The organism is Bacillus sp. COPE52 (assembly GCF_003355115.1).
Classification (GTDB): Bacteria; Bacillota; Bacilli; order Bacillales; family Bacillaceae_G; genus Bacillus_A; species Bacillus_A toyonensis.
This window is the reverse complement of the sequence record NZ_CP031292.1, coordinates 3,539,064-3,563,653: the sequence shown is the minus strand read 5'-3', so window position 1 is coordinate 3,563,653 and position 24,590 is coordinate 3,539,064. Positions and strand designations below refer to the sequence as shown.

At 36.1% G+C, this 24,590-nt stretch carries 26 protein-coding genes; 18 read left to right on the top strand and 8 right to left on the bottom strand.

The genetic code is table 11. From position 1 onward, the window contains the following. Positions 1-36: 36 nt before the first annotated feature. A complete protein-coding gene (locus tag DPQ31_RS17855; protein WP_097958420.1) occupies positions 37-444 on the top strand; it encodes a hypothetical protein in 408 nt (135 codons plus the stop codon). 67 nt (positions 445-511) lie between these two features. Next, the gene (locus tag DPQ31_RS17850; protein WP_098711105.1) at positions 512-1,750 is read left to right on the top strand and encodes an MDR family MFS transporter; all 1,239 of its coding nucleotides are present in this window, start codon (positions 512-514) and stop codon (positions 1,748-1,750) included. Positions 1,751-1,800: 50 nt separating this feature from the next. Here DPQ31_RS17850 and DPQ31_RS17845 read toward each other — a convergent pair whose 3' ends face one another. Continuing rightward, entirely contained in the window at positions 1,801-2,181 is a 381-nt protein-coding gene (locus DPQ31_RS17845) for an Hsp20/alpha crystallin family protein (RefSeq protein ID WP_140158427.1), read from the bottom strand. A 125-nt stretch (positions 2,182-2,306) separates the two neighbouring features. Next, positions 2,307-2,429: a small acid-soluble spore protein P gene (locus tag DPQ31_RS17840; protein ID WP_000517651.1), complete on the bottom strand. Its 123-nt coding sequence runs from the start codon at positions 2,427-2,429 to the stop codon at positions 2,307-2,309. Positions 2,430-2,550: 121 nt separating this feature from the next. On the opposite strand from DPQ31_RS17840, the gene DPQ31_RS17835 reads away from it, so the two are divergent. Together DPQ31_RS17835 and pdaB are read left to right on the top strand one after the other, a co-directional pair. Then, positions 2,551-2,814, top strand: a complete 264-nt coding sequence (locus DPQ31_RS17835) for a hypothetical protein (RefSeq protein WP_001146300.1) — start codon at positions 2,551-2,553, stop codon at positions 2,812-2,814. Between the two features lie 46 nt (positions 2,815-2,860). Further along, on the top strand, positions 2,861-3,586 hold the full coding sequence (gene pdaB, locus DPQ31_RS17830) for a polysaccharide deacetylase family sporulation protein PdaB (protein ID WP_002039311.1): 726 nt from the start codon (positions 2,861-2,863) through the stop codon (positions 3,584-3,586). 39 nt (positions 3,587-3,625) lie between these two features. On the opposite strand, the gene sspO is transcribed toward pdaB, so the two are convergent. Beyond that, the gene (gene sspO, locus DPQ31_RS17825) at positions 3,626-3,775 is read right to left on the bottom strand and encodes a small acid-soluble spore protein SspO (RefSeq protein ID WP_000044267.1); all 150 of its coding nucleotides are present in this window, start codon (positions 3,773-3,775) and stop codon (positions 3,626-3,628) included. A gap of 290 nt (positions 3,776-4,065) precedes the next feature. Between sspO and acnA the strand changes: the two genes are divergently transcribed. Both acnA and DPQ31_RS17815 read left to right on the top strand, forming a co-directional pair. Next, the gene (gene acnA / locus DPQ31_RS17820; protein ID WP_087968847.1) at positions 4,066-6,789 is read left to right on the top strand and encodes an aconitate hydratase AcnA; all 2,724 of its coding nucleotides are present in this window, start codon (positions 4,066-4,068) and stop codon (positions 6,787-6,789) included. 117 nt (positions 6,790-6,906) lie between these two features. Next, the gene (locus tag DPQ31_RS17815) at positions 6,907-8,565 is read left to right on the top strand and encodes an ABC transporter ATP-binding protein (protein WP_208730812.1); all 1,659 of its coding nucleotides are present in this window, start codon (positions 6,907-6,909) and stop codon (positions 8,563-8,565) included. Positions 8,566-8,587: 22 nt separating this feature from the next. On the opposite strand, the gene DPQ31_RS17810 is transcribed toward DPQ31_RS17815, so the two are convergent. Together DPQ31_RS17810 and DPQ31_RS17805 are read right to left on the bottom strand one after the other, a co-directional pair. Continuing rightward, positions 8,588-8,920 carry a YmzC family protein gene (locus DPQ31_RS17810; protein ID WP_097953676.1) on the bottom strand — a complete coding sequence of 111 codons (333 nt, stop codon included), beginning with the start codon at positions 8,918-8,920 and terminating at the stop codon, positions 8,588-8,590. A gap of 11 nt (positions 8,921-8,931) precedes the next feature. After that, the gene (locus DPQ31_RS17805) at positions 8,932-9,147 is read right to left on the bottom strand and encodes a hypothetical protein (RefSeq protein WP_097958413.1); all 216 of its coding nucleotides are present in this window, start codon (positions 9,145-9,147) and stop codon (positions 8,932-8,934) included. Between the two features lie 483 nt (positions 9,148-9,630). Here DPQ31_RS17805 and DPQ31_RS17800 point away from each other — a divergent pair, with 483 nt between their 5' ends. The 4 genes from DPQ31_RS17800 to sspN all read left to right on the top strand — a co-directional run bounded on the left by DPQ31_RS17800 (position 9,631) and on the right by sspN (position 11,731). Further along, the gene (locus tag DPQ31_RS17800; RefSeq protein ID WP_000269081.1) at positions 9,631-10,206 is read left to right on the top strand and encodes a redoxin domain-containing protein; all 576 of its coding nucleotides are present in this window, start codon (positions 9,631-9,633) and stop codon (positions 10,204-10,206) included. Between the two features lie 115 nt (positions 10,207-10,321). After that, positions 10,322-11,269 (top strand): 3'-5' exonuclease, encoded by a 948-nt coding sequence (locus DPQ31_RS17795; protein WP_098711103.1) that lies wholly within the window; start codon positions 10,322-10,324, stop codon positions 11,267-11,269. A gap of 140 nt (positions 11,270-11,409) precedes the next feature. Then, the gene (locus DPQ31_RS17790) at positions 11,410-11,553 is read left to right on the top strand and encodes an FbpB family small basic protein (RefSeq protein ID WP_001254699.1); all 144 of its coding nucleotides are present in this window, start codon (positions 11,410-11,412) and stop codon (positions 11,551-11,553) included. A 43-nt stretch (positions 11,554-11,596) separates the two neighbouring features. Next, complete coding sequence (sspN, locus tag DPQ31_RS17785; RefSeq protein WP_000527987.1) at positions 11,597-11,731, top strand: acid-soluble spore protein SspN; 135 nt, start codon at positions 11,597-11,599, stop codon at positions 11,729-11,731. 83 nt (positions 11,732-11,814) lie between these two features. On the opposite strand, the gene DPQ31_RS17780 is transcribed toward sspN, so the two are convergent. After that, entirely contained in the window at positions 11,815-13,107 is a 1,293-nt protein-coding gene (locus tag DPQ31_RS17780) for a glycoside hydrolase family 18 protein (protein ID WP_000614830.1), read from the bottom strand. A 109-nt stretch (positions 13,108-13,216) separates the two neighbouring features. Between DPQ31_RS17780 and DPQ31_RS17775 the strand changes: the two genes are divergently transcribed. After that, entirely contained in the window at positions 13,217-13,636 is a 420-nt protein-coding gene (locus DPQ31_RS17775; RefSeq protein WP_000495823.1) for an acyl-CoA thioesterase, read from the top strand. Between the two features lie 28 nt (positions 13,637-13,664). Here DPQ31_RS17775 and DPQ31_RS17770 read toward each other — a convergent pair whose 3' ends face one another. Both DPQ31_RS17770 and plsY read right to left on the bottom strand, forming a co-directional pair. Beyond that, positions 13,665-13,955, bottom strand: a complete 291-nt coding sequence (locus DPQ31_RS17770) for a HesB/YadR/YfhF family protein (RefSeq protein ID WP_001054451.1) — start codon at positions 13,953-13,955, stop codon at positions 13,665-13,667. A gap of 108 nt (positions 13,956-14,063) precedes the next feature. After that, entirely contained in the window at positions 14,064-14,660 is a 597-nt protein-coding gene (gene plsY, locus DPQ31_RS17765) for a glycerol-3-phosphate 1-O-acyltransferase PlsY (RefSeq protein WP_000258971.1), read from the bottom strand. Positions 14,661-14,885: 225 nt separating this feature from the next. Here plsY and DPQ31_RS17760 point away from each other — a divergent pair, with 225 nt between their 5' ends. From DPQ31_RS17760 to parC, 7 genes are all read left to right on the top strand, one after another. Then, a complete protein-coding gene (locus tag DPQ31_RS17760) occupies positions 14,886-16,742 on the top strand; it encodes an anaerobic ribonucleoside triphosphate reductase (protein WP_000941745.1) in 1,857 nt (618 codons plus the stop codon). Then, positions 16,739-17,191, top strand: a complete 453-nt coding sequence (gene nrdG / locus DPQ31_RS17755) for an anaerobic ribonucleoside-triphosphate reductase activating protein (protein ID WP_097854488.1) — start codon at positions 16,739-16,741, stop codon at positions 17,189-17,191. The genes DPQ31_RS17760 and nrdG overlap by 4 nt, the downstream gene beginning before the upstream one ends. 18 nt (positions 17,192-17,209) lie before the next feature. Then, positions 17,210-17,887, top strand: coding sequence for a response regulator transcription factor (locus tag DPQ31_RS17750; RefSeq protein WP_001044679.1), 678 nt, complete (start codon positions 17,210-17,212; stop codon positions 17,885-17,887). A 204-nt stretch (positions 17,888-18,091) separates the two neighbouring features. After that, the gene (locus tag DPQ31_RS17745) at positions 18,092-19,333 is read left to right on the top strand and encodes a S1C family serine protease (protein ID WP_000542629.1); all 1,242 of its coding nucleotides are present in this window, start codon (positions 18,092-18,094) and stop codon (positions 19,331-19,333) included. 79 nt (positions 19,334-19,412) lie between these two features. Beyond that, positions 19,413-19,826: a CoA-binding protein gene (locus DPQ31_RS17740; protein ID WP_000151385.1), complete on the top strand. Its 414-nt coding sequence runs from the start codon at positions 19,413-19,415 to the stop codon at positions 19,824-19,826. Between the two features lie 374 nt (positions 19,827-20,200). After that, complete coding sequence (parE, locus tag DPQ31_RS17735) at positions 20,201-22,165, top strand: DNA topoisomerase IV subunit B (RefSeq protein WP_001062195.1); 1,965 nt, start codon at positions 20,201-20,203, stop codon at positions 22,163-22,165. 1 nt (position 22,166) lies between these two features. Continuing rightward, positions 22,167-24,590: a DNA topoisomerase IV subunit A gene (gene parC / locus DPQ31_RS17730; protein ID WP_097854490.1), complete on the top strand. Its 2,424-nt coding sequence runs from the start codon at positions 22,167-22,169 to the stop codon at positions 24,588-24,590.

The following is a 24,590-nucleotide window of genomic DNA, read 5'->3' as shown; positions in this document are numbered from 1 at the left end:
TATAATAAGGAAAAGAAAATGCGGGGGTGGAATGAAATGCTATATGAAAACGGCGTAGATAAACTGCTTAGTTTAAACAGAAATATTTCTGAATTATACCGAGAATTAAATGAAATGGCCCGGATTTTAACGGAGTGTAATCGAGAAAGCGTGAAATTTGATCGGTTATATGTAAAAGAGTTACTGTGGAAAAAAGAAGATGTGATAGAGAAGTATGATCAATTACTTGTGCAGCTTTGTATGAATGAATGCTTTGATTTAAAAAGTGTAATTACTGGCGAATATAAGTATACATATGAAGAAGTAGAAAGTATTGTTTTACAATTTAATGAAAAGTATAACGTAGCAATTTTAATTAAAGATATTTGTAAAGAATTACAGTTTACATATGGCATTGATATGGACATATCGAGAGCGGCTCGGGTGCAAACATCTCAAGTATAAAAAGGAAAAAGAAAGCAGATCCTTTGCTTTCTTTTTTTATGTAAGAAAAGGGAGAGTAGGTTTAAAGATGAAGGGGAAGTTACAAAATATTCATCCACTTGGCATGACAATTATAATAGGGACATTATTTGCAAGGTTTGCAACTTCAATGAGTATTCCTTTTTTAGCAATTTATTTAACAACTGTTAAAGACGTTTCAGCTGGAATGACGGGTGCTATTATTGGAACGAGTGCGCTTGTTGGAGTGTTTGCTAGTTTTATTGGGGGCAATTTATCGGATCGATTTGGTCGGAAGATGATTATAATATGGTCCATGATTGTTTGGGTGTTTGTATTTATCGGATTTTCAGTTGCAGATCATGTTTTGAGTTTCTTTTTATTAAACGCTTTGAATGGATTATGTCGTTCTTTTTTTGAACCGACATCAAGAGCGTTATTATCAGATTTAACAAAGCCAGAGTATCGGTTACTCGTCTATAACTTACGATATGGTGCAATAAATGTTGGGGTTGCGATTGGACCAATTGTTGGATTACAGCTCGGAAGTGCAAAATCAACAATTCCTTTTTTAGTAGCCGCTGGAGTTTACATTCTATATACAGCTATATTAGCACTGCAATTTAAGAAATATCCACTTAGTAAAAAGAAAATGAATACAGAAAATCCTGTTACAATGCTAAATGCAATTCGTATATTGCGAAAGGATGTAGTATTTTTAGTTGCGTTAGTCGGTATTATTTTGAGTAATAGTGGTTTTTCACATTTAACGACGACAGTATCTCAATATTTTGCTAATGCACATATATTTCAGGATGGGGTAAAGTTGTTCTCATATATGCTAGCTTTAAATGCAATTGTAGTAGTGGTTATTCAATACCCTGTCATTCAAATGTGTAAAAAGTATACACCGTTAGCATCAATTATGGTTGGAACGTTATTTGTGAGTGGGGGATTATTTGGATTTGGACTAGTAGAATCTATGTTAGGAGCAGCTATTTGTACCATTATTTTCACATTTGGAGAAGTTTTAATGTTTTCAATGACAGATGTATTTATTGATGAGATCGCTGATTCCAACCTGAAAGGAACATACTTCGGAGCGATGGGCTTTTCAGGAATTGGAGGAGTAATTGGTCCTTGGTTTGGGGGAGTACTACTCGATTATTACGGGTATCAAAATGGGTTTGTAGTATTTTTAGCGCTAGCCCTATTTTCAACTGTAGCATTTCCTGTACTTTTAGTTACAAAAGATTTATTGAAAAAAAGGTACGATAGAAATTATAATATAGAAATACAAGTGAAATAAAATAAGCCCCAGCAACTTGCTGGGGCTTATTTTTGTATTTACGTTAACTCTCAATTTGAAAAAAGAACCTTCTTTTCATGCTTATTGGCAACTTCATTTTTGGAAATATGAATGGCTAAAAATCCATTCTCTAAGCAGGCTAGCATCTTCTTATAAATGATAGTAGTAGGTAAAGAGATTGTTCGCTGTAAAGAAGTATTTTTATGAAGTATGCATATATTTAGGCCTGTCTCCATCTTTTTAATGCGTACATTTTGTTCAGTCACATTTGGTACATCTGTTTCCAAAATGTATTCTTCCTCTGTTTCACAAAGATCGATATGAATTTCATTTGGAAAACTAAAGTTGCTACAAGAATCAGAACAAAATTGATCCATCCATTCTTCGAAACCATCAACATGAAAAAGACAATCCTTCTTTTTCTTGCCCATGTAAGACACCCTCCGTAAAATATCAATTCATATCATGTTATGCATGAATGAAATAGAGGTGAAGAATAAATGGCAAAATATAAACATTTTATGTCGAATATACACAGTATGTGAATATTTTCTTATTACATATCATGATGCGCATGGTTTTTTTGGCGTGAATGGTTACGATTTTTTACTTTATGAGATCCGCTTAATGGTTCAGGTTGTCCTTTTTTTTCTTTCGATTCACGATTGTTTTTTCCCATTGTATGTGACACCTCCTCTTTCTATTTAGAATGAGAGAAGTTTGTAAATTTATACGAGAATGTTTTTAGAAAAAAGGGTAAAGATAAATGGGACTAACTATTATGGAAAGGGGATTGTATAATGCCATATCATAAAGATAAGCAACAAGCTTTTCAAGCAGCTCAGCAAGGGGTTACACAAGCAGAAAATTCATTTAACAATATCGTGAAAAATGATCCGAACTACGGTCATGATTTAAAAGAGTTACGTCAAGAGGTTCAGGAAGCGTATGAACAAATTCAAAATGCACTAGAAGTAGCTTCGGAAACGCAACGTCCACAACTTGAGCAATACGAAAATAATCTTCAAAATATTATGCGAAATGTAGATCAACTAGAAAAGTAAAAGAGGTTGTTGCGTATTCGACAACCTTATTACTTTAACGAACGCTATGTTAAAACAGAAGGTTTTTCTATTAGTTTTTTCTTTACTATGTGCAGTACATATATTTCAAGTGGAAAAAGTGGAAGCGAAAATGTTGCTTAGAAAAGAGCTAGAACCAACTGGCTATGTAACGTGGGAAGTACCTAATAGTGAAAAAATTATCGCAATTACATTTGACGATGGACCTGATCCAACTTATACACCACAAATATTAAATTTATTACGCCAATATAAAGCAGAAGCGACTTTTTTTATGATTGGATTCCGTGTGCAGCGTAATCCATATTTAGTAAAGCAAGTGTTAAAAGAGGGGCATGAAATTGGAAATCATACGATGAATCATTTGTATGCGAGTAATTCATCTGATGAAAAATTAGAAAATGATATTTTAGATGGAAAGAAATACTTTAAAAAATGGGTGAAAGAACCTTTGTTGTTCCGTCCTCCAGGCGGATATATTAACGATGCTGTATTTAAAACAGCTAAAGAAGCTGGTTATCAAACTGTTCTATGGTCGTGGCATCAAGACCCTCGTGATTGGGCGAATCCAGGTACTGAGTCCATTGTAAATCATGTTGTGAAACATGCTAAAAGTGGAGATATTGTACTGTTGCACGATGGAGGAAGTGATCGTAGTCAAACAGTGGCAGCGTTATCGAAAATTTTACCTGAGCTTAAAAAGCAAGGATATCGATTTGTAACGGTTTCGGAGTTATTACGTTATAAACATTAGAAAAAAACCAAAAGGCAGACATACCTTTTGGTTTTTTTGTTACTGATTCTTTTTACGTTTCTTATTATTTTGTCGCTCTGCTGGAGTTAACGCCTCATTTGAAAACTCTTCGTTATAACCAGCACCTTGTCCTTGTGCGGATGCAACATTCATTCCTGAAATAGTATGATTTGCTTTTCGTTTACTCATTTTTCTCACCTCTATAATGTTTTTTTATAGATAAAACATGAGCTGTTCATAACATATATGAACGTAAAGTAAAGCGCTGAAAGAGTACTTTACTTTATGGTAATAGTATTCATAAGGAGCATGAACACTATTCAAATTTAGAAATATAAAGAAAACTTATGATAATCCATAAGTTTCTTATTATTTACTTATTTAGAAAGTTGTAATAAGATATTATCGTAAGGTATTGAAAAGTTTGTCTACATTTTATATTCAGACAACTTAGTCACGTTTAACAGGGGGGAAACATAATGGTCAAACATAATCCATTTCAATCACGCGCAACTTTCGAAGTAGATGGAAAAACGTATCATTATTATCAATTGAAAGCGCTTGAAAACGCAGGGGTTGGCAACGTATCTCAATTACCATATTCCGTGAAAGTTTTACTTGAATCTGTACTGCGTCAAGTAGACGGACGCGTAATTACAGAAGAACATGTTACAAATTTAGCGAAATGGGGAACGAAAGATGTTCAAGATATCGATGTTCCATTTAAACCATCTCGTGTAATTTTACAAGACTTCACAGGTGTTCCAGCTGTTGTAGATTTGGCTTCGCTTCGTAAAGCAATGGCAGACATGGGCGGAGATCCTGATAAAATTAATCCAGAAATTACTGTAGACCTTGTAATTGATCACTCTGTACAGGTTGATAGAGCGGGTACGGCAGATGCGCTTGCATTCAACATGGACTTAGAGTTTAAACGTAATGAAGAACGTTATAAATTTTTAAGCTGGGCACAAAAATCATTTGATAACTATCGTGCAGTTCCACCAGCAACAGGTATCGTACACCAAGTAAACCTTGAATATTTAGCACCAGTTGTTCACGCGGTGAAAAATGCTGAAGGCGATTTAGTTGCATACCCAGATTCATTAGTTGGAACAGACTCACATACAACGATGATTAACGGTATCGGCGTTCTTGGATGGGGCGTTGGTGGTATTGAAGCAGAAGCAGGAATGCTTGGACAGCCTTCATACTTCCCAGTACCTGAAGTAATCGGTGTGAAATTAACTGGTACACTTCCAAGTGGTACTACAGCAACTGACGTTGCATTAAAAGTAACACAAGTATTACGTCAAAAAGGTGTAGTTGGTAAATTCGTTGAGTTCTTCGGTGATGGACTAAAGAGCATGCCTTTAGCTGACCGTGCAACAATTTCAAACATGGCACCAGAATACGGTGCAACTTGTGGATTCTTCCCAATTGACGATATTTCATTAGAATACTTACGTTTAACAGGTAGAGATGAAGAACAAATTCGCGTTGTTGAAGAATATTGTAAAGCGAACGGCTTATTCTATACAGCAGGCAGCAAAGATCCAATTTACACTGACCTTGTTGAAATTGATTTAAATACAATTGAATCTAACCTTTCTGGACCGAAACGCCCACAAGATTTAATTCCACTTTCAGATATGAAAGATGCGTTCCACAAAGCTGTTGTAGCACCAGTTGGAACACAAGGACTTGGATTTAATGCGCAAGAGTTCGATAAAGAAGTGAAGGTTACATTAGAAGATAAAGAAGTAACGATGAAAACAGGTGCAATTGCAATCGCTGCAATTACAAGCTGTACAAATACATCAAACCCATACGTATTAATTGGGGCAGGTCTAGTTGCGAAGAAAGCAATTGAAAAAGGGCTTGTAGTACCTGAGTACGTAAAAACATCATTAGCACCAGGATCTAAAGTTGTTACTGAGTACTTAGATAAATCAGGTTTAACAACATATTTAGATCAATTAGGTTTCCAAACAGTTGGTTACGGCTGTACGACTTGTATCGGTAACTCTGGTCCACTAGCAGAGGAATTAGAAGAAGCAATCGCAGCAAACGATTTATTAGTAACATCTGTTTTATCTGGTAACCGTAACTTTGAAGGTCGTATTCACCCGCTTGTAAAAGCAAACTATTTAGCATCACCACCACTTGTTGTGGCATATGCACTTGCAGGTACTGTTGATATTGACCTGAAAAATGATGAAATTGGTAAAGATGCAAATGGCAATGCTGTATACTTCAATGATATTTGGCCATCAGCTAAAGAAATTGAAGATGTAGTTCAAAGTGTTGTTACATCTGAATTGTTCAAGAAAGAATATGCACAAGTATTTAACAGCAATGAGCGTTGGAATGAAATCCAAACTTCAAATGAAGCTTTATATACTTGGGATAATGATTCAACATACATTCAAAATCCACCATTCTTTGAAGGATTATCTAAAGAACCAGGTGAAGTTGAAACATTATCAGGTTTACGCATTGTTGGTAAATTTGGAGATTCTGTAACGACAGACCATATTTCACCAGCAGGTTCAATTGGTAAGCACACACCAGCTGGACGCTACTTATTAGAAAACGGCGTACAACCAGTTGACTTTAACTCTTACGGTTCTCGTCGTGGTAACCATGAAGTTATGATGCGTGGTACATTCGCGAACATCCGTATTAAAAACCAAATCGCACCAGGAACAGAAGGCGGATATACAACATATTGGCCAACTGGGGAAGTAACATCTATCTATGATGCTGCTATGAAATATAAAGAAGATGGCACAGGCCTTCTAGTTGTTGCTGGTAAAGATTACGGTATGGGAAGTTCTCGTGACTGGGCTGCGAAAGGTACAAACTTATTAGGTATTAAAGCAGTAATCGCAGAAAGCTTCGAGCGTATTCACCGTAGTAACTTAGTGTTAATGGGTGTGTTACCACTTCAATTTAAAGATGGCGAAAGTGCTGAAACGTTAGGTCTTGTTGGTAACGAGTCATTTGAAATTCAAATTGACAAAACAGTTAGACCACGCGATCTTGTAAAAGTAGTTGCAACTGATGTAGATGGCAACGAAAAACAATTTGAAGTAGTAGCTCGTTTCGATAGTGAAGTTGAAATTGACTACTACCGTCACGGTGGTATCTTACAAATGGTTCTTCGTGAGAAAATTGAAGAATCTAAAGTGTCGAACTAAATAATTGAAATGAACGAGAAGGAAGCTAACAACTGTTAGCTTCCTTATTTTATGGAAAGGGATGAAACCATTTGGTTTCATCCCTTTCTTTTTACTATAAAAAATGGAGGAAACGTCATGAAAGAATATAAAAGAATATTGTTACCGTTACAGAAAGAAAAATTATTAGTAATAGCAGCTGTATGTAGTGGATGCTTTGCTGCTATTTTAAACTTATCCCGTCCACTATTCATGGGGCTAATTGTAGATAACCTGATTCAGCGGGAGTTAAAAGCTACGTATGTATATATTGCATTGTTTGTGGGGAGCCGCTTGTTGATGTGGGTGAACAATCTTTCATTTGATTATGTAAGCTCAAAAGCGAGTCAACGAATATTGCGAAAGAAGCGTATAGATGTATTGCGTCATTTTTTCTTATTACCATTTGAAGAGAGTGAGAAGATTAAGCAAGGAGAGTTAGAGACGCTAGTTGTGTCTGATATTCCGAATTGGGTCAGATTATATGGTTCTATATTAATAGAATATATTCACGCTATTGCGCAATTTATAGGTGCGTTCATAGCACTACAACATATAGATATGAAGTTTATATTGTGGGTAACTCCGTTTTTATTTTTTAGTGCAATGGTTCCGATGTTGATGGGGAAAAAGGTCAGGAATATCGCAAGCATCGCTCAAAACAATCAATCAAGTGTTGTAGAGATGGTGTCGCAGTTTGTAAAAGGCGTACAAGATTTACGTAGTTTGCAAAAAGAAAAGTGGGCCATTCGCTTATTTAAAGGAGTAACAGCACAATCCTATAAAACAGAAGTAAAGAAGACGATGATGCAACACTGTATTGGAGTAGTTGGAACAGTGATTGAAACAGGAGCATATATCGTTGTTCTCATTATAGGCGCGCAGAAAATAATGAAGGGGGAAATGGAAGTTGGTGCACTTGTTGCCGTGTTAGCTACAATTGAAATGCTCTTTTTTCCAGTTCGTTACGTTGGCGATTTATTAATGATGACACAAGTTGCAGCTGCTTCGGCAAATAGAGTTTTTTCTTTTTTAGATAAACGAGGGGCAGATAGTAAGGTAGAAAGAGCGATGGGGATGACGATAACAAATGTTTCATTTCAGGAAAGTGATGGAGAGAAATGCAGAATTCATAATATTGATTTGCAAATTCACCCTGGTGAACTCGTTATTATTGTGGGAGAAAGTGGCGCAGGAAAGACGACGCTTTTAAAATTAATGACAGGTTTGTATAAACCATCTAACGGTAGCATTGTTTATTATGGTAATGAGGCTCGTATGACTACAGTGTGGCAAGAACCTCGTTTCTTTCGGACGACAGTAAAAGAGAATGTGCATTTCGGAGAAGAGTATTTAGAAAATCAATTAGAAAAAAATATTGAACTTGTAAATGTGAAACCGATTATTAGAGATTTATCAGAAGGGATTGAAACTGAACTACATAAAAGCGGTGTAGAATTTTCTGGAGGGGAAAGAAAACGTCTTGCATTATTACGTGCCATTGTTTCAAATCCGAATCTTATTATTTTAGATGAACCAACCGCGGGATTAGATCCGAGAAATCAAGAAACTGTTTGGAATATGATAGAAGGATTAGGAAGAGAGGTCACGAGAATTGTGGCAACACATGATGTCGAGAGGGCGATGATAGCGGATTGGGTTGTTGTCATGAATAATGGAATTGTTGTGGAATGTGGGGATCCTAGAGAGTTATTAACATATAAGTCATTTTTCAAAAAGATGTTAATAAAAAGATAAGAGCGATATAATGCTCTTATCTTTATTCATTCTTATTAAGTTGATACGTATAAGGCTCAGTATCGTTAGTACTAAACTCTTTCATTAGAGTCAGTTGGTTTGTATCTGGATTATATTTGAAAATTTTGACCGTATGTTCGCTACTTAGAGATGAATTATATTCTTGAATGGCAAATGTATTTTCAGCAATCTGTGTCATATTACTGGTCGAAACATTTTCTATAGAATCATGATTTGTAGAAATTTCAACGACTCTTTCACCATTGAAAAATACAAGAACAATTACCAAAACAACTAAACATATTCGTATATAACGAAGTTCTTTACTTATAGGATGTTCTCCCAAAATAATCATCCCTCCTATAACTATTGTATAGTAGTGGTGGTAGTCGTCGTGAAGAAACTAAGAACACCAAGGCCGGCTAATAGGATAAATGAGATAAGAGCGATATAGAGACAAATAAGTCCCACTTGCTTTTTTTCAGGATCTTTACTGAAGAGCGAGATAATCCAAGTGATAATGCCAATTGGGGAAAATATAAAACTAAGAATATATAATAGTATTTTTTCAAGTAAATTCATAAAAATATCCTCCTTTTTGACATTTCTATATGTGCCGTTTTCTTCTTATTACTGCTGCCGTTATGTAGGAAAGTACAGAATAAACAGCACTAAAAACAATCCAAGCATCAAAGCTTTGTAAAGCTAGGTGTATGTCAAATTCAGAGACGGTAATGAAAAATATAATAGGGACAGTAAAAGAAATAATAATAGCAGCCCATTTAAATTTATATAGCAAGCTGCTAAAACAAATACATAGTAATGGTAAAGTGAAAAAAATGAAAGTGAAAGGGTTGATAAGCAATTGTAAAATATATATCACCTCGCATTTTTTGTATATATTTCTAATTATATGATAAAAAGGTAAATATTTCATGTATATTACAAATATTCCGATTATTTTGACTGTGAATATTTCCAAGCTCGTCCGTATAAGCTAAAATAAGGTATATAGTATTTTGATGAATTTGTTAAAAGTACATAAACACGTTAGGGTGATATAAAATGTGGCGGAAGCTTACGATTATTGTAGTGTTACTTTGTTTAGCGGGATATGCAGCTTATGAACAGTTCGGTAATAAAGATCAGGCGGTACAAGGGAAGCAAGAAAAAAGTGAAGCTGCTATGAAAGAGATGATTGCAAGTAATGGTATTGAAGTAGGAAAGAGTGCACCAAACTTTGAATTAACTAAGTTAGATGGAACGAATGTAAAGCTATCGGATTTAAAAGGAAAGAAAGTTATTTTAAATTTTTGGGCAACGTGGTGTGGGCCTTGTCAGCAAGAAATGCCTGATATGGAGGCTTTCTATAAAGAACATAAAGAAAACGTAGAAATTTTAGCAATAAATTATACGCCTTCAGAAAAAGGTGGGGGAGAAGAAAAAGTAAGCAATTTTGCTAAGGAAAAAGGGATTACTTTTCCTATTTTATTGGACAAGAACATTGATGTGACAACAGCTTATAAAGTAATTACGATCCCAACTTCGTATTTTATAGATACGAAAGGCGTCATTCAGGATAAGTTCATTGGACCGATGACGCAAAAAGAGATGGAAAAACGAATTGCTAAATTAAAATAACGGTGAAAAGGTAGAGGTGGAGAGTTCCCATTTCTGCCTTTTCTTTTTCAAGTAGTCATAACTTCATGATATGATGTAAGAAATATAAACGTTTAGAGATAAAGGAGTGTATGGAGTGGGGAATGTATCCTTACCGTTAGATTATGTTGTAATTGATTTTGAAACAACAGGATTTAACCCTTATAATGATAAAATTATTCAAGTTGCAGCTGTGAAATATCGTAATCATGAACTGGTAGATCAATTTGTTTCATACGTGAATCCAGAGCGTCAGATTCCGAGCCGAATTACGAGTTTAACAGGTATTACAAATTATCGTGTTTCAGATGCACCCACGATTGAAGAAGTTTTACCTTTATTTTTAGCATTTTTACATAAAAATGTTATTGTGGCTCATAATGCTTCTTTTGACATGCGCTTTTTGAAAAGTAATGTAAATATGCTTGGGTTTCCTGAACCTAAAAATAAGGTGATTGACACTGTGTTTTTAGCAAAAAAATATATGAAGCACGCACCTAATCATAAACTTGAGACGTTAAAGCGAATGCTTGGAATTCGTCTAAGTTCTCATAATGCATTTGACGACTGTATTACGTGTGCAGCTGTTTATCAAAAATGTACATCTATTGAAGAAAAAGGGAAACGAAAAGTAAATAAGGCTGTGCTTGATGAAACTGCGGTATACGAAGCGGTGAAAGAAATACTTGTCCGCAATAAACGCAATGTAGAATGGCTGCGTTGTATGAACGTAGGAAGTTATTTAGATATAAAAGCTTTTTATCCAGTTATGAGATTAAAAGTAAAAGGACGAAAGAAATACGTATTAACAGAAATAGTAGAAGATGATGTGAAAGAAATATGTACGAGCTTAATATGTGAACCTGCTCTAAAAAGTGAAGTTGGTAATACAAGAGTTATGCTTAATAGCTTAGCGGATGTCTTGAAATTAGAAAGTTATATTTTAGAACAGTATGATTTTGTATTACAAGCACTTGATACGTATAGAGAAAATGAAACGAATGCAGATGAGAAGCTCAAAGAGTATTTAAATGTTATGGTATAAAAAACGCTATGTACAAATTATTGTACATAGCGTTTTTTTTAGGAGTACTAAAACATAAAATTTTCTTGCAAATCTGATTAAAGAGTTTTTTGTTTGCTCATACTATGTAGTAAGAATGAGAAAGAGAGAGGGTGAACAGCATGAGAAGAAGTCGCCGCAAATCGTTTGAAGAACTTGTAAATGAAAATAAACAACAATTATTAAGCGATCGTGATGCAATTGATCGCATTGAAGAGCGTATTGAGAAACGTTATGAAATGAAACTTTTTAAGCAAGCTGAATAATTCTTAACACTAGTACGATACTAGTGTTAAGGAGGCGATAGTAATGGGTAATCCGAAAAAGAATTCAAAAGATTTTGCACCGAATCATATTGGAACGCAATCGAAAAAAGCTGGTGGCAATAAAGGAAAACAAATGCAAGACCAAACTGGTAAACAACCGATTGTTGATAACGGTTAAAAGGAGAATGTTATCATTCTTCTTTTTTATGAGGGAATGAAAGACGTTTTGTAACAGTAATATGAAAAAAGGGCTGACAAAAGTCAGCCCTTTTTTGTAATCGTAAAGTTTTCAACGAGTAAACGCCAATTTTGCGGGAATGGTAAACCAATCTTCCAATAACTAATACCACCGATGCCCTGTTCTTTCATTAAATTAAATTTACTTTGTACGGACCGTGAATCTTCAAACCAAACTTCGTGTTGTACGCCGTTTTCGTCAAAGTAATTGAAATGAGGAGCTTGAGCCGTGAAATCATAGCGGATAGGAACATTATATTTACGAGCTAGTGCAACAGCTGCAACAGAGCTGATTGCTTTTGCGGGTGGATTTCCTTGTTTGAACGGAAGTTTCCAATCGAAACCGTATAAATTTTGCCCCATCATAATTTTTTGTGGTGGCATTTGAGATTTCGCATATTGAAGTACTTCTTTCACAGGACCAATAGGAGAAATCGCCATCGGTGGCCCGCCTTGCCAACCCCAGTCGTATGTCATAATGACGACGAAATCAACAATTTGTCCTTGTGCTTTATAATCGTGAGCCTCAAAAAATTTCCCTTTTTGATTGGAACTGGTTTTGGGTACAAGCGTTGTACTTAATGTGTACCCGCTAGGTAAGCGTGTTTTCACATTTCGTAAAAAGCGATTGTATGCCTCGCGGTCTTCGGGTGCCACACTCTCGAAATCGAAATGAATGTCTCGCATGCCATATTTTTCAGCTGTTTGCAAAATGTTAGTAATAAACTTGTTTTGGATTGTTGCATCGCGTAAAATAACCGATGTCAGATCGGCACTGAAATTTCCATTTTCAATATTTGTAATAACGAGCATAGGGATGGTTTTACCTTGCGTTGCAATATTAGCGATTTTCGCTGTTTCCGTTGGTTCTTTTAAAGTGCCGTCTCTTTTTGCTTCAAAGCTGAAGTAGGCTAAATATGTTAAAAATGGATTAATAGCACGTGTAGCATTTACTAAACTTTCTTTTATCGGTATTGTTGAAGGTTGTAAATAAGCGATGGATTCTACTGCTCGTTTTGTACCTTTTGGTATATATAATTGTTGTCCGACATGGAGAATAGATTTTAATGAAAGGTTATTAACTTTAGCTAAGCTAGCGAGAGGAACGTTATACGTTTGAGAAATTCGATATAAGCTGTCACCAGGCTGTACATAATAATTATTTCCTTTTGTATTAACGATAAGTGCCTGACCAACAACGAGTGTTTCAGCAGGATTTAGTCCATTGTCTTTTACAATTTCTTCAGGTGTAGATCCGTACTTTGATGCTAAACCATAAACACTATCACCGCTACGAACAGTTACAATTTGGATCATGTGTTTGCCCCTTTCGGTAAAAGATTCACTGTTTTTATTTTATTTTTGATTCCACTGTATTATGATTAAATGTATGCAAGGTAGCAGAAGTGAAAGAAGGCGAATAGAAATGTTTGTAGCAGAATATGAAGTTGAAATCCGCTATGCGGAAACAGACCAGATGGGTGTTGTTTACCATTCAAACTATTTAGTGTGGCTGGAACTTGGGCGCACGAAACTTATACAAGAATTAGGATTTTCATATGTTGAAATGGAGAAAGAGGGAATTATTTCTCCTGTATTAGATTTGCAAATTTCATATCGTAAAGCGATGCGTTACGGAGAAAAAGCAATTGTGAAAACGTGGATTGATACTGTGAGCCCGCTTCGTGTTGTATATGGTTATGAAATATATAACGGTGATGGTGAGCTTTGCATCACTGCAAGTACGACGAATATTTGTGCGAAAAAAGAAGGGTTCCGCCCTGTATCATTTAAAAAATTATATCCTGAGTGGTATGCGAAATATGAGGAAATTAAAAAGAAATAAAAAAAGCGTGGCAGAAGCCACGCTTTTTTTACTTCTCATAATTAAATTGAGGGAAATCATCACCGTCGTTAAGTGTAACAGATAAATTATGTCCATCGAAGAACCACTCATCATCGCCTTCAATAAAGAAGTTAATACCTTCTTCTTGAGTTTGAACAGCAGGATGTGCAGGGTCATCTTTACGAATACCTAAAGAAAGTCCTTTTTGCACAGTACTGCAACCGCCGTATTGTACGAAAAGGCGTAGTGTTTCACCTGATTGTAAGTTTAATTCGTTTTTATACCATTGTGCTGCTTCTTTTGTTACGGAAAGATTCATGTATAGTTCCTCCAAATTATGTTGCTTTTTCTTTAGTATAAAAAATAACGCAAAAAGACGCTATTAATATGCTTCACGTTTTCTTTTTGCGTTATGTGGGTTACAACCTTATTTTTGCTTTTTTGAGAAGTTTGCTTTCGGTTCGGTTTTATTTATAATTCGTCCGATATTTGCACGGTGTTTATAAATAACCATACCTGCTAATAAACACATCGCAATAATGAAGATTTTATCCCCGCTAACAATGGATGCAATAACAGCAACGACAGCTGTTACCATAGAAGAAAGTGATACGTATCTTGTTGTAAATAAAAGGGTGAAAAATACAACAGCTAATATTGCAAAAACAACTGGTGAGTAGCATAATAGCACCCCGGCAGAAGTTGCAACTGCTTTACCACCACGGAATTTTGCAAAAATCGGATATACATGTCCAAGAACAGCTGCTAATCCGAACCATAGTGGGTGAATATCTAATCCGAAAATTATCGGTAGACCTGTTGCTAATGTCCCTTTTAAAATGTCAGCAATTGTAACGGTAAAACCTGCTTTTTTCCCTAATGTGCGGAATGTATTTGTTCCGCCTAAATTACCGCTTCCGTGCTCACGAATGTCGATTCCATAGCCGATTTTTCCAACGACTAATGCAAATGGAATCGAGCCAAGTAAGTAGGCAACGATAAATAAAAGATATGTAGTAACCATAAGTTCAGTCTCCTTTATTCAAATGTGTTGATAAAGGGTAAAAAGAGTTTTTCCCGTTTATTGTACCATACATTTGTAAAGAGCACATTTCTTTTTTGTAAATGAAAAATTCATTATTTCGTGAAAAAAAATTCACAGGAATGTTACATTTCTCACAGAAACAACAAGACTATATGTTGTAACATTTTAATCAAAAGATAACAACATATTGATGGAGGGTTATAAATGTTACAACGAAATACACGTGGAGAAGAATTAATGAAAGTGTTTGGGACAATTGTCCACGGCAATGAACAAGATTTAATGCAAGAGAATGCAAATGTAGATGGGCGCTCTCCGATGGGAGTAATGGGAACGTTCGCATCTGAGAGTGCAAAATATTATGCAGTTGAAAATTTATTGTCAGACCAAGTGAAAAAAGCGATAAATGAAAATATATTATATCCACATGATTTAGATTTTTATGCGACAGGAACGACGACTTGTTCGCAAATTCCGTTAGCACAAATGCTTGCTAACGGTTTTCATACTGGACATGGACATATGAGACAACCGCAAGACATTAAAAGTGCGTTGGCACTTTCGTCTATTATTTTTCAAGCGAATCAAAATATGCAGCACGGTGGTCAATCGTTTGCACTCTTTGATATTGATTTAGCTCCCTATGTGAGAAAAACCGTACTGAGACATAAAAAGCGACTACAATCATATCCGCTTACGAAAGAACAAATTGAGGAATTCGCATGGAAAGAAACAGAAAGCGATACGTATCAGGCGTGTGAAGCTTTCGTTCATAATTCAAATAGTATGCATAGTAGGGGCGGGGGACAAGTACCGTTTATTTCTATTAATTACGGAACAGACACATCGAGAGAGGGAAGGCTTTTAATTAAACAGCTGTTAAAAGCAACGCAAGCTGGACTTGGAAAAGGAGAAACACCGATTTTCCCTATTCAAATTTTTAAAATGAAAAAAGGTGTAAACTTTGAAGAATGTGACCCGAACTATGATTTGTTTGAATTAGCACTAGAGACGACAGCAGAGCGATTATTCCCTAATTTTTCATTTTTAGATGCGTCGTTTAATGCAGTGCACTATGATGGACGACCTGAAAGTGAAGTATGTTACATGGGATGTCGCACTCGTGTTATGTCTAATATACATGGAGAAGAAACGGCAATAGGAAGAGGTAATTTGTCGTTTACTTCTATTAATTTAGTGAAATTAGGGCTAATTAGTGGATCGAAAGAAGCGTTTTTTGAAGCGCTAAATTATTACTTGGATTTAGGAATTAAGCAATTATTAGAGAGATTCGCGTATCAATGTACGAAGCGAGCGAGAGATTTTCGATTTTTATATTCACAAGGTGTATGGCGTGGCGGAGAAACATTACAGCCTGAAGATTCTGTAGCACCTATTTTAAAGCAAGGGACGTTAAGTATTGGTTTTATCGGTCTTGCGGAATGTTTAGTAGCTTTAACAGGAAAGCATCATGGGGAAGATGAAGAGTCATGGAAACTTGGATATGAAATTATTTCCTTTATGAGGGAGAGAATGGATAAGGCGACGGAAGAACATCAACTGAATTTCTCAATAATTGCAACTCCTGCAGAAGGTTTATCAGGGAAGTTTGTGAAAAAAGATAGAGAGGAATTTGGTGAGATTAGCGGTATAACGAACCATAATTACTATACGAATTCATTCCATATTCCAGTTTATTATAACATTCAAGCGATAAATAAAATCCGTTTAGAAGGACCTTTTCATGCTCTATGTAATGGGGGGCATATTACGTATATTGAATTAGACGGAGCAGCGATGCATAATCAAAAGGCGTTAAAACAAATTGTACAAGCGATGGCAGAGCATGGCGTTGGGTACGGTTCAATTAATCATCCTGTTGATCGTTGTACATGCTGCAGCTATCACGGAGTTATTGGAAATGAATGTCCAAGCTGCGGAAATGAAGACGAGACCAATATAGAAAGAATTCGCCGTATAACTGGCTATCTTGTGGGAGATATGTCGAAGTGGAATAGTGCGAAACGTAGCGAAGAGATGGATCGGGTGAAGCATAAATGAAAGTGATGAATATCATTCATGATAGTGTAGTAGATGGAGAAGGGTTGCGGACAGTCGTGTTTTTTGCGGGCTGTCCGCATCGTTGTTTCGGGTGTCATAACCCGAAATCTTGGAATATTTGCAATGGAACTGAAATGACGGTAGAAGAAGTTGTGAAAGAGATTGCAAGTAATCCATTAACTGATGTAACATTTTCAGGTGGAGATCCGTTTTTTCAAGCTGTTGAAGTGAAAAAAGTAGCAAAAGCCGTGAAAGATTTGAAAAAAAATCTATGGATGTATACAGGTTATACGTTAGAAGAGATACAGAGTTCTCAAAATAATGATATGATAGAGTTGTTACACTATGGGGATGTTTTAGTCGATGGAAGATTTGAAATCGAGAAAAGAGATTTAACACTTCCATTTCGCGGAAGCTCCAATCAATGTATTATTCGATTGAAAGAGTAAAAAGGCGGGATAGATTATATGAATAAAACAGTATTACTTGTTGAAGACGAAAGAAGATTACGTGAAATTGTTAGTGATTATTTTCGTAATGAAGGCTTTGAAGTAATCGAAGCAGAAGATGGAAAAAAAGCGCTAGAGTTATTTGCAGAGCATGAAATTGATTTAATTATGTTAGATATTATGTTACCAGAAATAGATGGATGGTCTGTTTGTAGACGAATTAGAAAAGAATCAGCAGTACCAATTATTATGCTAACAGCACGTTCGGATGAGGATGATACATTGCTAGGTTTCGAATTAGGTGCAGACGAGTATGTAACGAAACCATTTAGCCCGAAAGTGTTAGTAGCTCGCGCGAAGACGTTATTGAAACGTGCGGATGGTGCGGTAGGAGTAGCGGAAGAAAATGCTATGTCTTTAGCTGGAATAGAAGTGAATCGTCTATCTAGAACTGTTTTAGTAGATGGAGAAGAAATTATATTGACGCATAAAGAATTTGAACTTCTCGTTTATTTAATGGAGAACAAAGGAATTGTGTTGTCACGTCAACATTTATTAGATCAGTTATGGGGATATGATTACTACGGTGATGACCGAACGGTTGATACGCATATTAAAAAATTGCGAAATAAGCTAGGAGATAAAGCGAAGCATATCGGTACTGTTATTCGAGTTGGTTATAAATTCGAAGAATAATCTGGAATGAATTGTGCACTTTAGCCCGGGAATTTAGCAATTTTATATCCTCTTTTTGAAGGTAGAATGTTCAAAAAATAATTTTCTTGTCTACAATGGTAGATAGGAGTATTTTTTTAATTGGATTTCACGATGAGTTCACAAGAAGGACACAAAACGTGACTATACTGAAAATACGAATTCACCAGAGAGGGGAAATAAAAAATGGGATATTACGACGGACCAAATTTGAATGAAGAGCATAGTGAAACGAGAGAAGTGAAAAAATCAGGAAGTAAAAAAGGTTATTTCTTCACAGGTTTAGTGGGAGCTGTAGTCGGGGCGGTTTCGATTAGTTTTGCAGCACCTTATATGCCATGGGTGCAAAATAATGGAGCGGCAGTTTCATCATTCAATTCTAATAAACAAGTAGAAGGTACTGTAGTTCCTGTTGTCAATAAATCAAAAAACGAAACTGATTTGCCAGGTATGGTTGAAGGTGCGAAAGATGTTGTTGTAGGTGTTATTAATATGCAACAAAGTGTCGATCCATTTGCAATGCAACCGACAGGTCAAGAACAACAAGCTGGTTCAGGATCAGGTGTTATTTATAAAAAAGCAGGAAATAAAGCATATATCGTAACGAACAACCACGTAGTAGATGGAGCGAATAAACTTGCTGTGAAACTAAGTGATGGAAAGCAAGTTGATGCAAAATTAGTTGGTAAGGATCCTTGGTTAGACTTAGCTGTTGTTGAAATTGACGGATCTAATGTAAATAAAGTTGCAAGTCTAGGTGACTCCAGTAAACTTCGTGCTGGTGAAAAAGCGATTGCAATCGGAAACCCACTTGGATTTGATGGCAGTGTAACGGAAGGTATAATCAGTAGTAAAGAACGCGAAATTCCAGTTGATATTGATGGGGACAAACGCCCAGATTGGCAAGCACAAGTTATTCAAACAGATGCAGCGATTAACCCTGGCAATAGTGGTGGTGCATTATTTAACCAAAACGGTGAAGTAATCGGTATTAACTCGAGTAAAATTGCGCAGCAAGAAGTTGAAGGAATCGGATTTGCAATTCCGATTAATATTGCAAAACCAGTCATCGAATCGCTTGAAAAAGATGGAGTAGTGAAACGTCCAGCGCTTGGAGTAGGTGTCGTTTCATTAGAAGATGTGCAAACATATGCAGTAAATCAGCTGAAAGTGCCAAAAGAAGTCACAAATGGCGTTGTATTAGGTAAAATCTATCCAATATCACCGGCAGAAAAAGCAGGTTTAGAGCAATATGATCTTGTAGTAGCATTAGATAATCAAAAGGTAGAGAATGCTCTTCAATTCCGTAAATATTTATATGAAAAGAAAAAAGTTGGCGAGAAAGTAGAAGTTACATTCTATCGCAATGGTCAAAAAATGACGAAATCAGCTACGTTAGCAGATAATTCAGCTACTAAGAATCAATAATCGGAATAAAAGAAAGTCTCTTTCATGTTGAAAGAGACTTTCTTTATCGGATATACTAAAGGAATAGGAGGGACTAATTATGACAATTGAAAACCCAACTCGTACGGAAATTGGTGAAGTATTGAAGAAAAGTAAAACGATTGCGGTTGTTGGATTATCAGATAAACCAGAACGTACATCGTATATGGTTTCAAAAGCGATGCAAGATGCAGGGTACCGCATTATACCGGTAAATCCAACAGTTGATGAAGTACTTGGAGAAAAGGCAGTTCCTTCACTGGCGGATATTAAAGAACATGTTGATATCGTAAACGTATTCCGCCGTTCAGAATTTTTAATGGGTGTTGCGAAAGAGTTTGTAGAGATTGATGCAGATGTTTTTTGGGCACAACTAGGAGTACAAGATGAAGATACATATAAACTTTTAAAAGAAAAAGACTATACTGTAATAATGGACCGTTGTATTAAAGTAGAACATGCGATGACAAAATAGTATAGATTTTAAAGATAGAAAGATTGATTCAGCCCTCGTTATAGATAAGTAGGGCCGATGAACGAGGTGTTCATCATGAGATTTTTTAAAGGCTGTTTTTGGGGATTGTTACTTGTTATCCCGTTTTGGATATTGATCATTTGGATCATGATAAAGGTTTGGAATGTGTAATCTTGGAATACATATCCATTTCTCGTTGACAAACGATTATTTTTCTGAAATAGTAGCCTAGAGGAATCCTTGTGAAAAAACAAGGATTTTTCTATTGAAAATGGTATATAAAAGAGATAAGATAACTTGCCAAAACTATAGTCGAGGCGTTATTCTATAATAGAAACATATGTTCTAATTTGATTAGGAAAGGGGCAAGGAGTTTGGCGAAGCATCAGTTCCAATACAATGAAGATGCAATTCAAGTGTTAGAAGGACTTGAAGCCGTTCGAAAACGCCCGGGTATGTATATCGGGAGTACGGATAGCCGTGGATTGCATCATTTAGTATATGAAATAGTAGATAACTCCGTTGACGAAGCGTTAGCGGGATTTGGCGACGAAATTTCTGTCGTAATACATAAAGATAATAGTATTAGCGTTATTGATAAAGGGCGAGGAATGCCTACGGGAATGCATAAACTTGGGAAACCTACACCTGAAGTTATTTTAACTGTACTTCATGCAGGTGGTAAGTTTGGTCAAGGTGGCTATAAAACGAGTGGTGGTTTACATGGTGTTGGGGCATCAGTTGTAAACGCCTTGTCAGAATGGTTAGTAGTAACAATTAAACGTGATGGTAACATTTATGAACAACGCTTTGAAAATGGTGGCGTTCCTGCAACGACGTTAGAAAAAATCGGAAAAACAAAAGAGTCTGGTACGACAATGCACTTCAAACCAGATACAACGATTTTCAGTACGACAAATTACAATTATGAAACATTATGTGAGAGATTACGTGAATCTGCATTCTTATTAAAAGGAATGAAAATCTCGATAAAAGACGAACGTAATGATTTAGAAGATATATTTCATTATGAAACAGGAATTGAAGCTTTCGTTTCATACTTAAACGAAGAAAAAGATTCAATTCATCCAGTTGTATATTTCACTGGTGAACAAAACGGGATTGAAGCAGAACTAGCATTCCAGTTTAATGATGGTTACTCAGAAAATATTCTTTCGTTTGTAAACAACGTACGTACAAAAGATGGTGGAACACACGAAGCTGGATTTAAAACAGCGATGACACGTGTGTTTAATGAGTATGCTCGTAAAGTTTCATTATTAAAAGAAAAAGATAAAAACTTAGAAGGTACAGATATTCGTGAAGGTGTAGCGGCTATCGTTTCTGTACGTGTACCAGAAGAAGTACTGCAGTTTGAAGGACAAACAAAAGGGAAACTTGGTACAAGTGAAGCCCGTTCTTCTATTGATGCAATTGTATCAGAGCATTTAGCTTACTTTTTAGAAGAAAACCCGGATGTAGCTACACTTCTTGTGAGAAAGGCAGTTAAAGCAGCGCAAGCACGTGAGGCTGCTCGTAAAGCGAGAGAAGAAGCACGTAGTGGTAAGAAAAAGAAAAAATCAGAAGGTACTTTAAGCGGGAAGTTAACACCTGCACAATCACGTAACCCTCAAAAAAACGAATTGTATTTAGTAGAGGGTGACTCGGCCGGCGGTTCAGCAAAGCAAGGGCGAGATCGTCGTTTTCAAGCGGTACTACCATTGCGTGGTAAAGTAATTAACACGGAGAAAGCAAAGCTTGCTGATATTTTTAAGAATGAAGAGATTAATACAATTATTTATGCAATTGGCGGCGGTGTAGGAAATGAATTCGCTGTTGAAGATATTAACTACGATAAAGTTGTTATTATGACCGATGCAGATACGGATGGAGCTCATATTCAAGTATTGTTATTAACTTTCTTCTACAGATATATGAAACCACTTATCGAAGCTGGTAAAGTATTTATTGCACTTCCACCTTTATATAAAGTAAGTAAAGGGAAAGGGAAAAGTGAAGTAATTGAATATGCATGGTCTGATGAAGAATTAGATGGTGTAACGAAAAAGGTCGGTAAAGGTTATATGTTGCAGCGCTATAAAGGACTTGGTGAAATGAATGCAGATCAGTTATGGGAAACGACGATGAACCCTGAAACGCGTACATTAATCCGAGTGAAAATTGATGATGCAGCAAGAGCAGAGCGCCGTGTAACTACATTAATGGGCGATAAAGTAGAACCGCGCCGTAAATGGATTGAGCGTAATGTACAATTTGGTATGCAAGAAGAAGGAAATATTTTAGAAAACGAAATGATTATGGAGACGGAGGTGGAATAACATGCAGGCAGAGAAGTTTCATGACCTCCCGCTTGAAGACGTGTTAGGTGACCGCTTTGCACGTTATAGTAAATATATAATCCAAGACCGCGCGCTTCCAGATGCGCGTGACGGTTTAAAGCCAGTACAAAGACGTATATTATATTCTATGTATGTAGAAGGAAACGTACATGATAAAGCGTTTCGTAAATCAGCTAAAACAGTTGGTAACGTTATTGGTAATTACCATCCACATGGTGATTCTTCTGTATATGAGGCGATGGTACGTTTAAGTCAAACTTGGAAAGTACGTAATGTTTTAGTTGAAATGCATGGTAATAATGGTAGTGTTGATGGTGATCCAGCAGCGGCAATGCGTTATACAGAAGCTCGTTTATCACCAATCGCATCTGAATTATTACGTGATCTTGATAAAGAAACAGTTGAATTCGTGTCAAACTTTGATGATACGAGTGAAGAACCGGTTGTATTACCAGCAGCGTTCCCGAATTTATTAGTAAACGGATCTACAGGAATTTCCGCTGGTTATGCAACAGAAATTCCTCCGCATCATCTTGGAGAAGTTATTGACGCTACAATGATGCGTATTGATAAGCCAAATAGTACTGTTGATGATTTATTAACAGTTATGAAAGGACCAGATTTCCCAACAGGCGGTATTATTCAAGGGATTGATGGTATTAAAAAGGCGTATGAAACAGGAAAAGGTAAAATTATTATTCGCGGAAAAGCAGAAATTGAAACAGTGCGCGGTGGGAAACAACAAATTGTAATCACTGAAATTCCTTACGAAGTGAATAAGGCAAACCTTGTAAAGAAAATGGATGAATTACGTCTAGATAAAAAGTTAGATGGCATTGCTGAAGTACGTGATGAGACAGATCGTACTGGTTTACGAATCGTTGTTGAATTAAAGAAAGAAGTAAACGCCGAAGGTATTTTAAATTATTTATATAAAAATACAGATTTACAAATTCCATATAACTTTAATATGGTAGCGATCAATAATCGCCGTCCAACACTTATGACATTACCGAAAATTTTGGATGCTTATATTGGACATCAAAAAGAGGTTATTACGAGACGTTCGCAATATGAATTAAGAAAAGCAGAAAATCGTCAACATATTGTAGAAGGTTTAAAGAAAGCATTATCGATTTTAGACCAAGTAATCGAGACAATTCGAGCTTCAAAAGATAAACGTAATGCGAAAGATAATTTAAGTGCAAAATTTGGCTTTACAGAAGCACAAGCAGAAGCAATTGTATCCTTGCAATTATATCGCTTAACGAATACAGACATTACGGCGTTACAAGAAGAAGCCGATGAGCTTAATAAGAAAATTCTAGAGCTACAGTCAATTTTACAAAGTGAAAAAAGATTACTTCAAGTCATTAAAACTGATTTGAAGAGAGTGAAGAAAACATATAGTGATGATCGTCGCGCTATTATTGAAGAACAAATTGAAGAAATTAAAATAGACGTAGAAGTGATGATTCCACAAGAAGATGTCATCGTTACTGTAACGAAAGAAGGATATGTGAAACGTACTGGATGGCGCTCACATAATGCATCAAACGGCAAAGACTTCGGTATGAAAGAGGGTGACATCTTACTTGAACGATTCGATACGAATACGACTGAAACAGTTCTTTTATTCACAAGTAAAGGAAACTATATATATCTTCCAGTATACGAAATGCCAGATATTCGTTGGAAAGATTTAGGTCAGCACGTTGCAAATATCGTTTCACTCGACCGAGATGAAACAATCATTTGGGCAACGGTTGTACCGAACTTTGAGGAAGAAAAACGATTTATCGTATTTGTAACGCGAAATGGTATGATAAAGAAAACAGAATTAAATCAATATAAAGTTCAGCGTTATTCAAGGGCATTCGTTGCTGTAAACTTGAAAAAAGATGATGAAGTTGTTGATATATTTGCGACAGATGGAACGAGTGATATCGTTCTTGCGACACATGGTGCATATGCACTGATTTTCCATGAAGATGAAGTAAGTCCAGTTGGTGTAAGAGCTGCTGGTGTAAAAGCGATTAATTTAAAAGAAGATGACTATGTCGCTTCTGGTAAACCGTTAAATGGTGACAAAGATCAACTTATTCTCGTAACGCAACGCGGTGCTATAAAGCGTTTAAAAGCATCAGAAATTGAAAAGTCAACGAGAGCGAAGCGAGGTCTTGTTATTTTCAAAGAGTTAAAACGTAATCCATACCGTATTGTAGGTATTGAAATTGTACGAGACGATGAACTAGTTTACATGAAGACAGAGAAAAATATTGTAGAAGAGGTTGATCCGAAAGCGTATCGAAACAAAGACCGGTATAGTAATGGTAGTTTAGTACTAGATGTTAATGATACTGGTGAAGTAGTAGAAACGTGGACGAAGAAAAGACCGGAATAA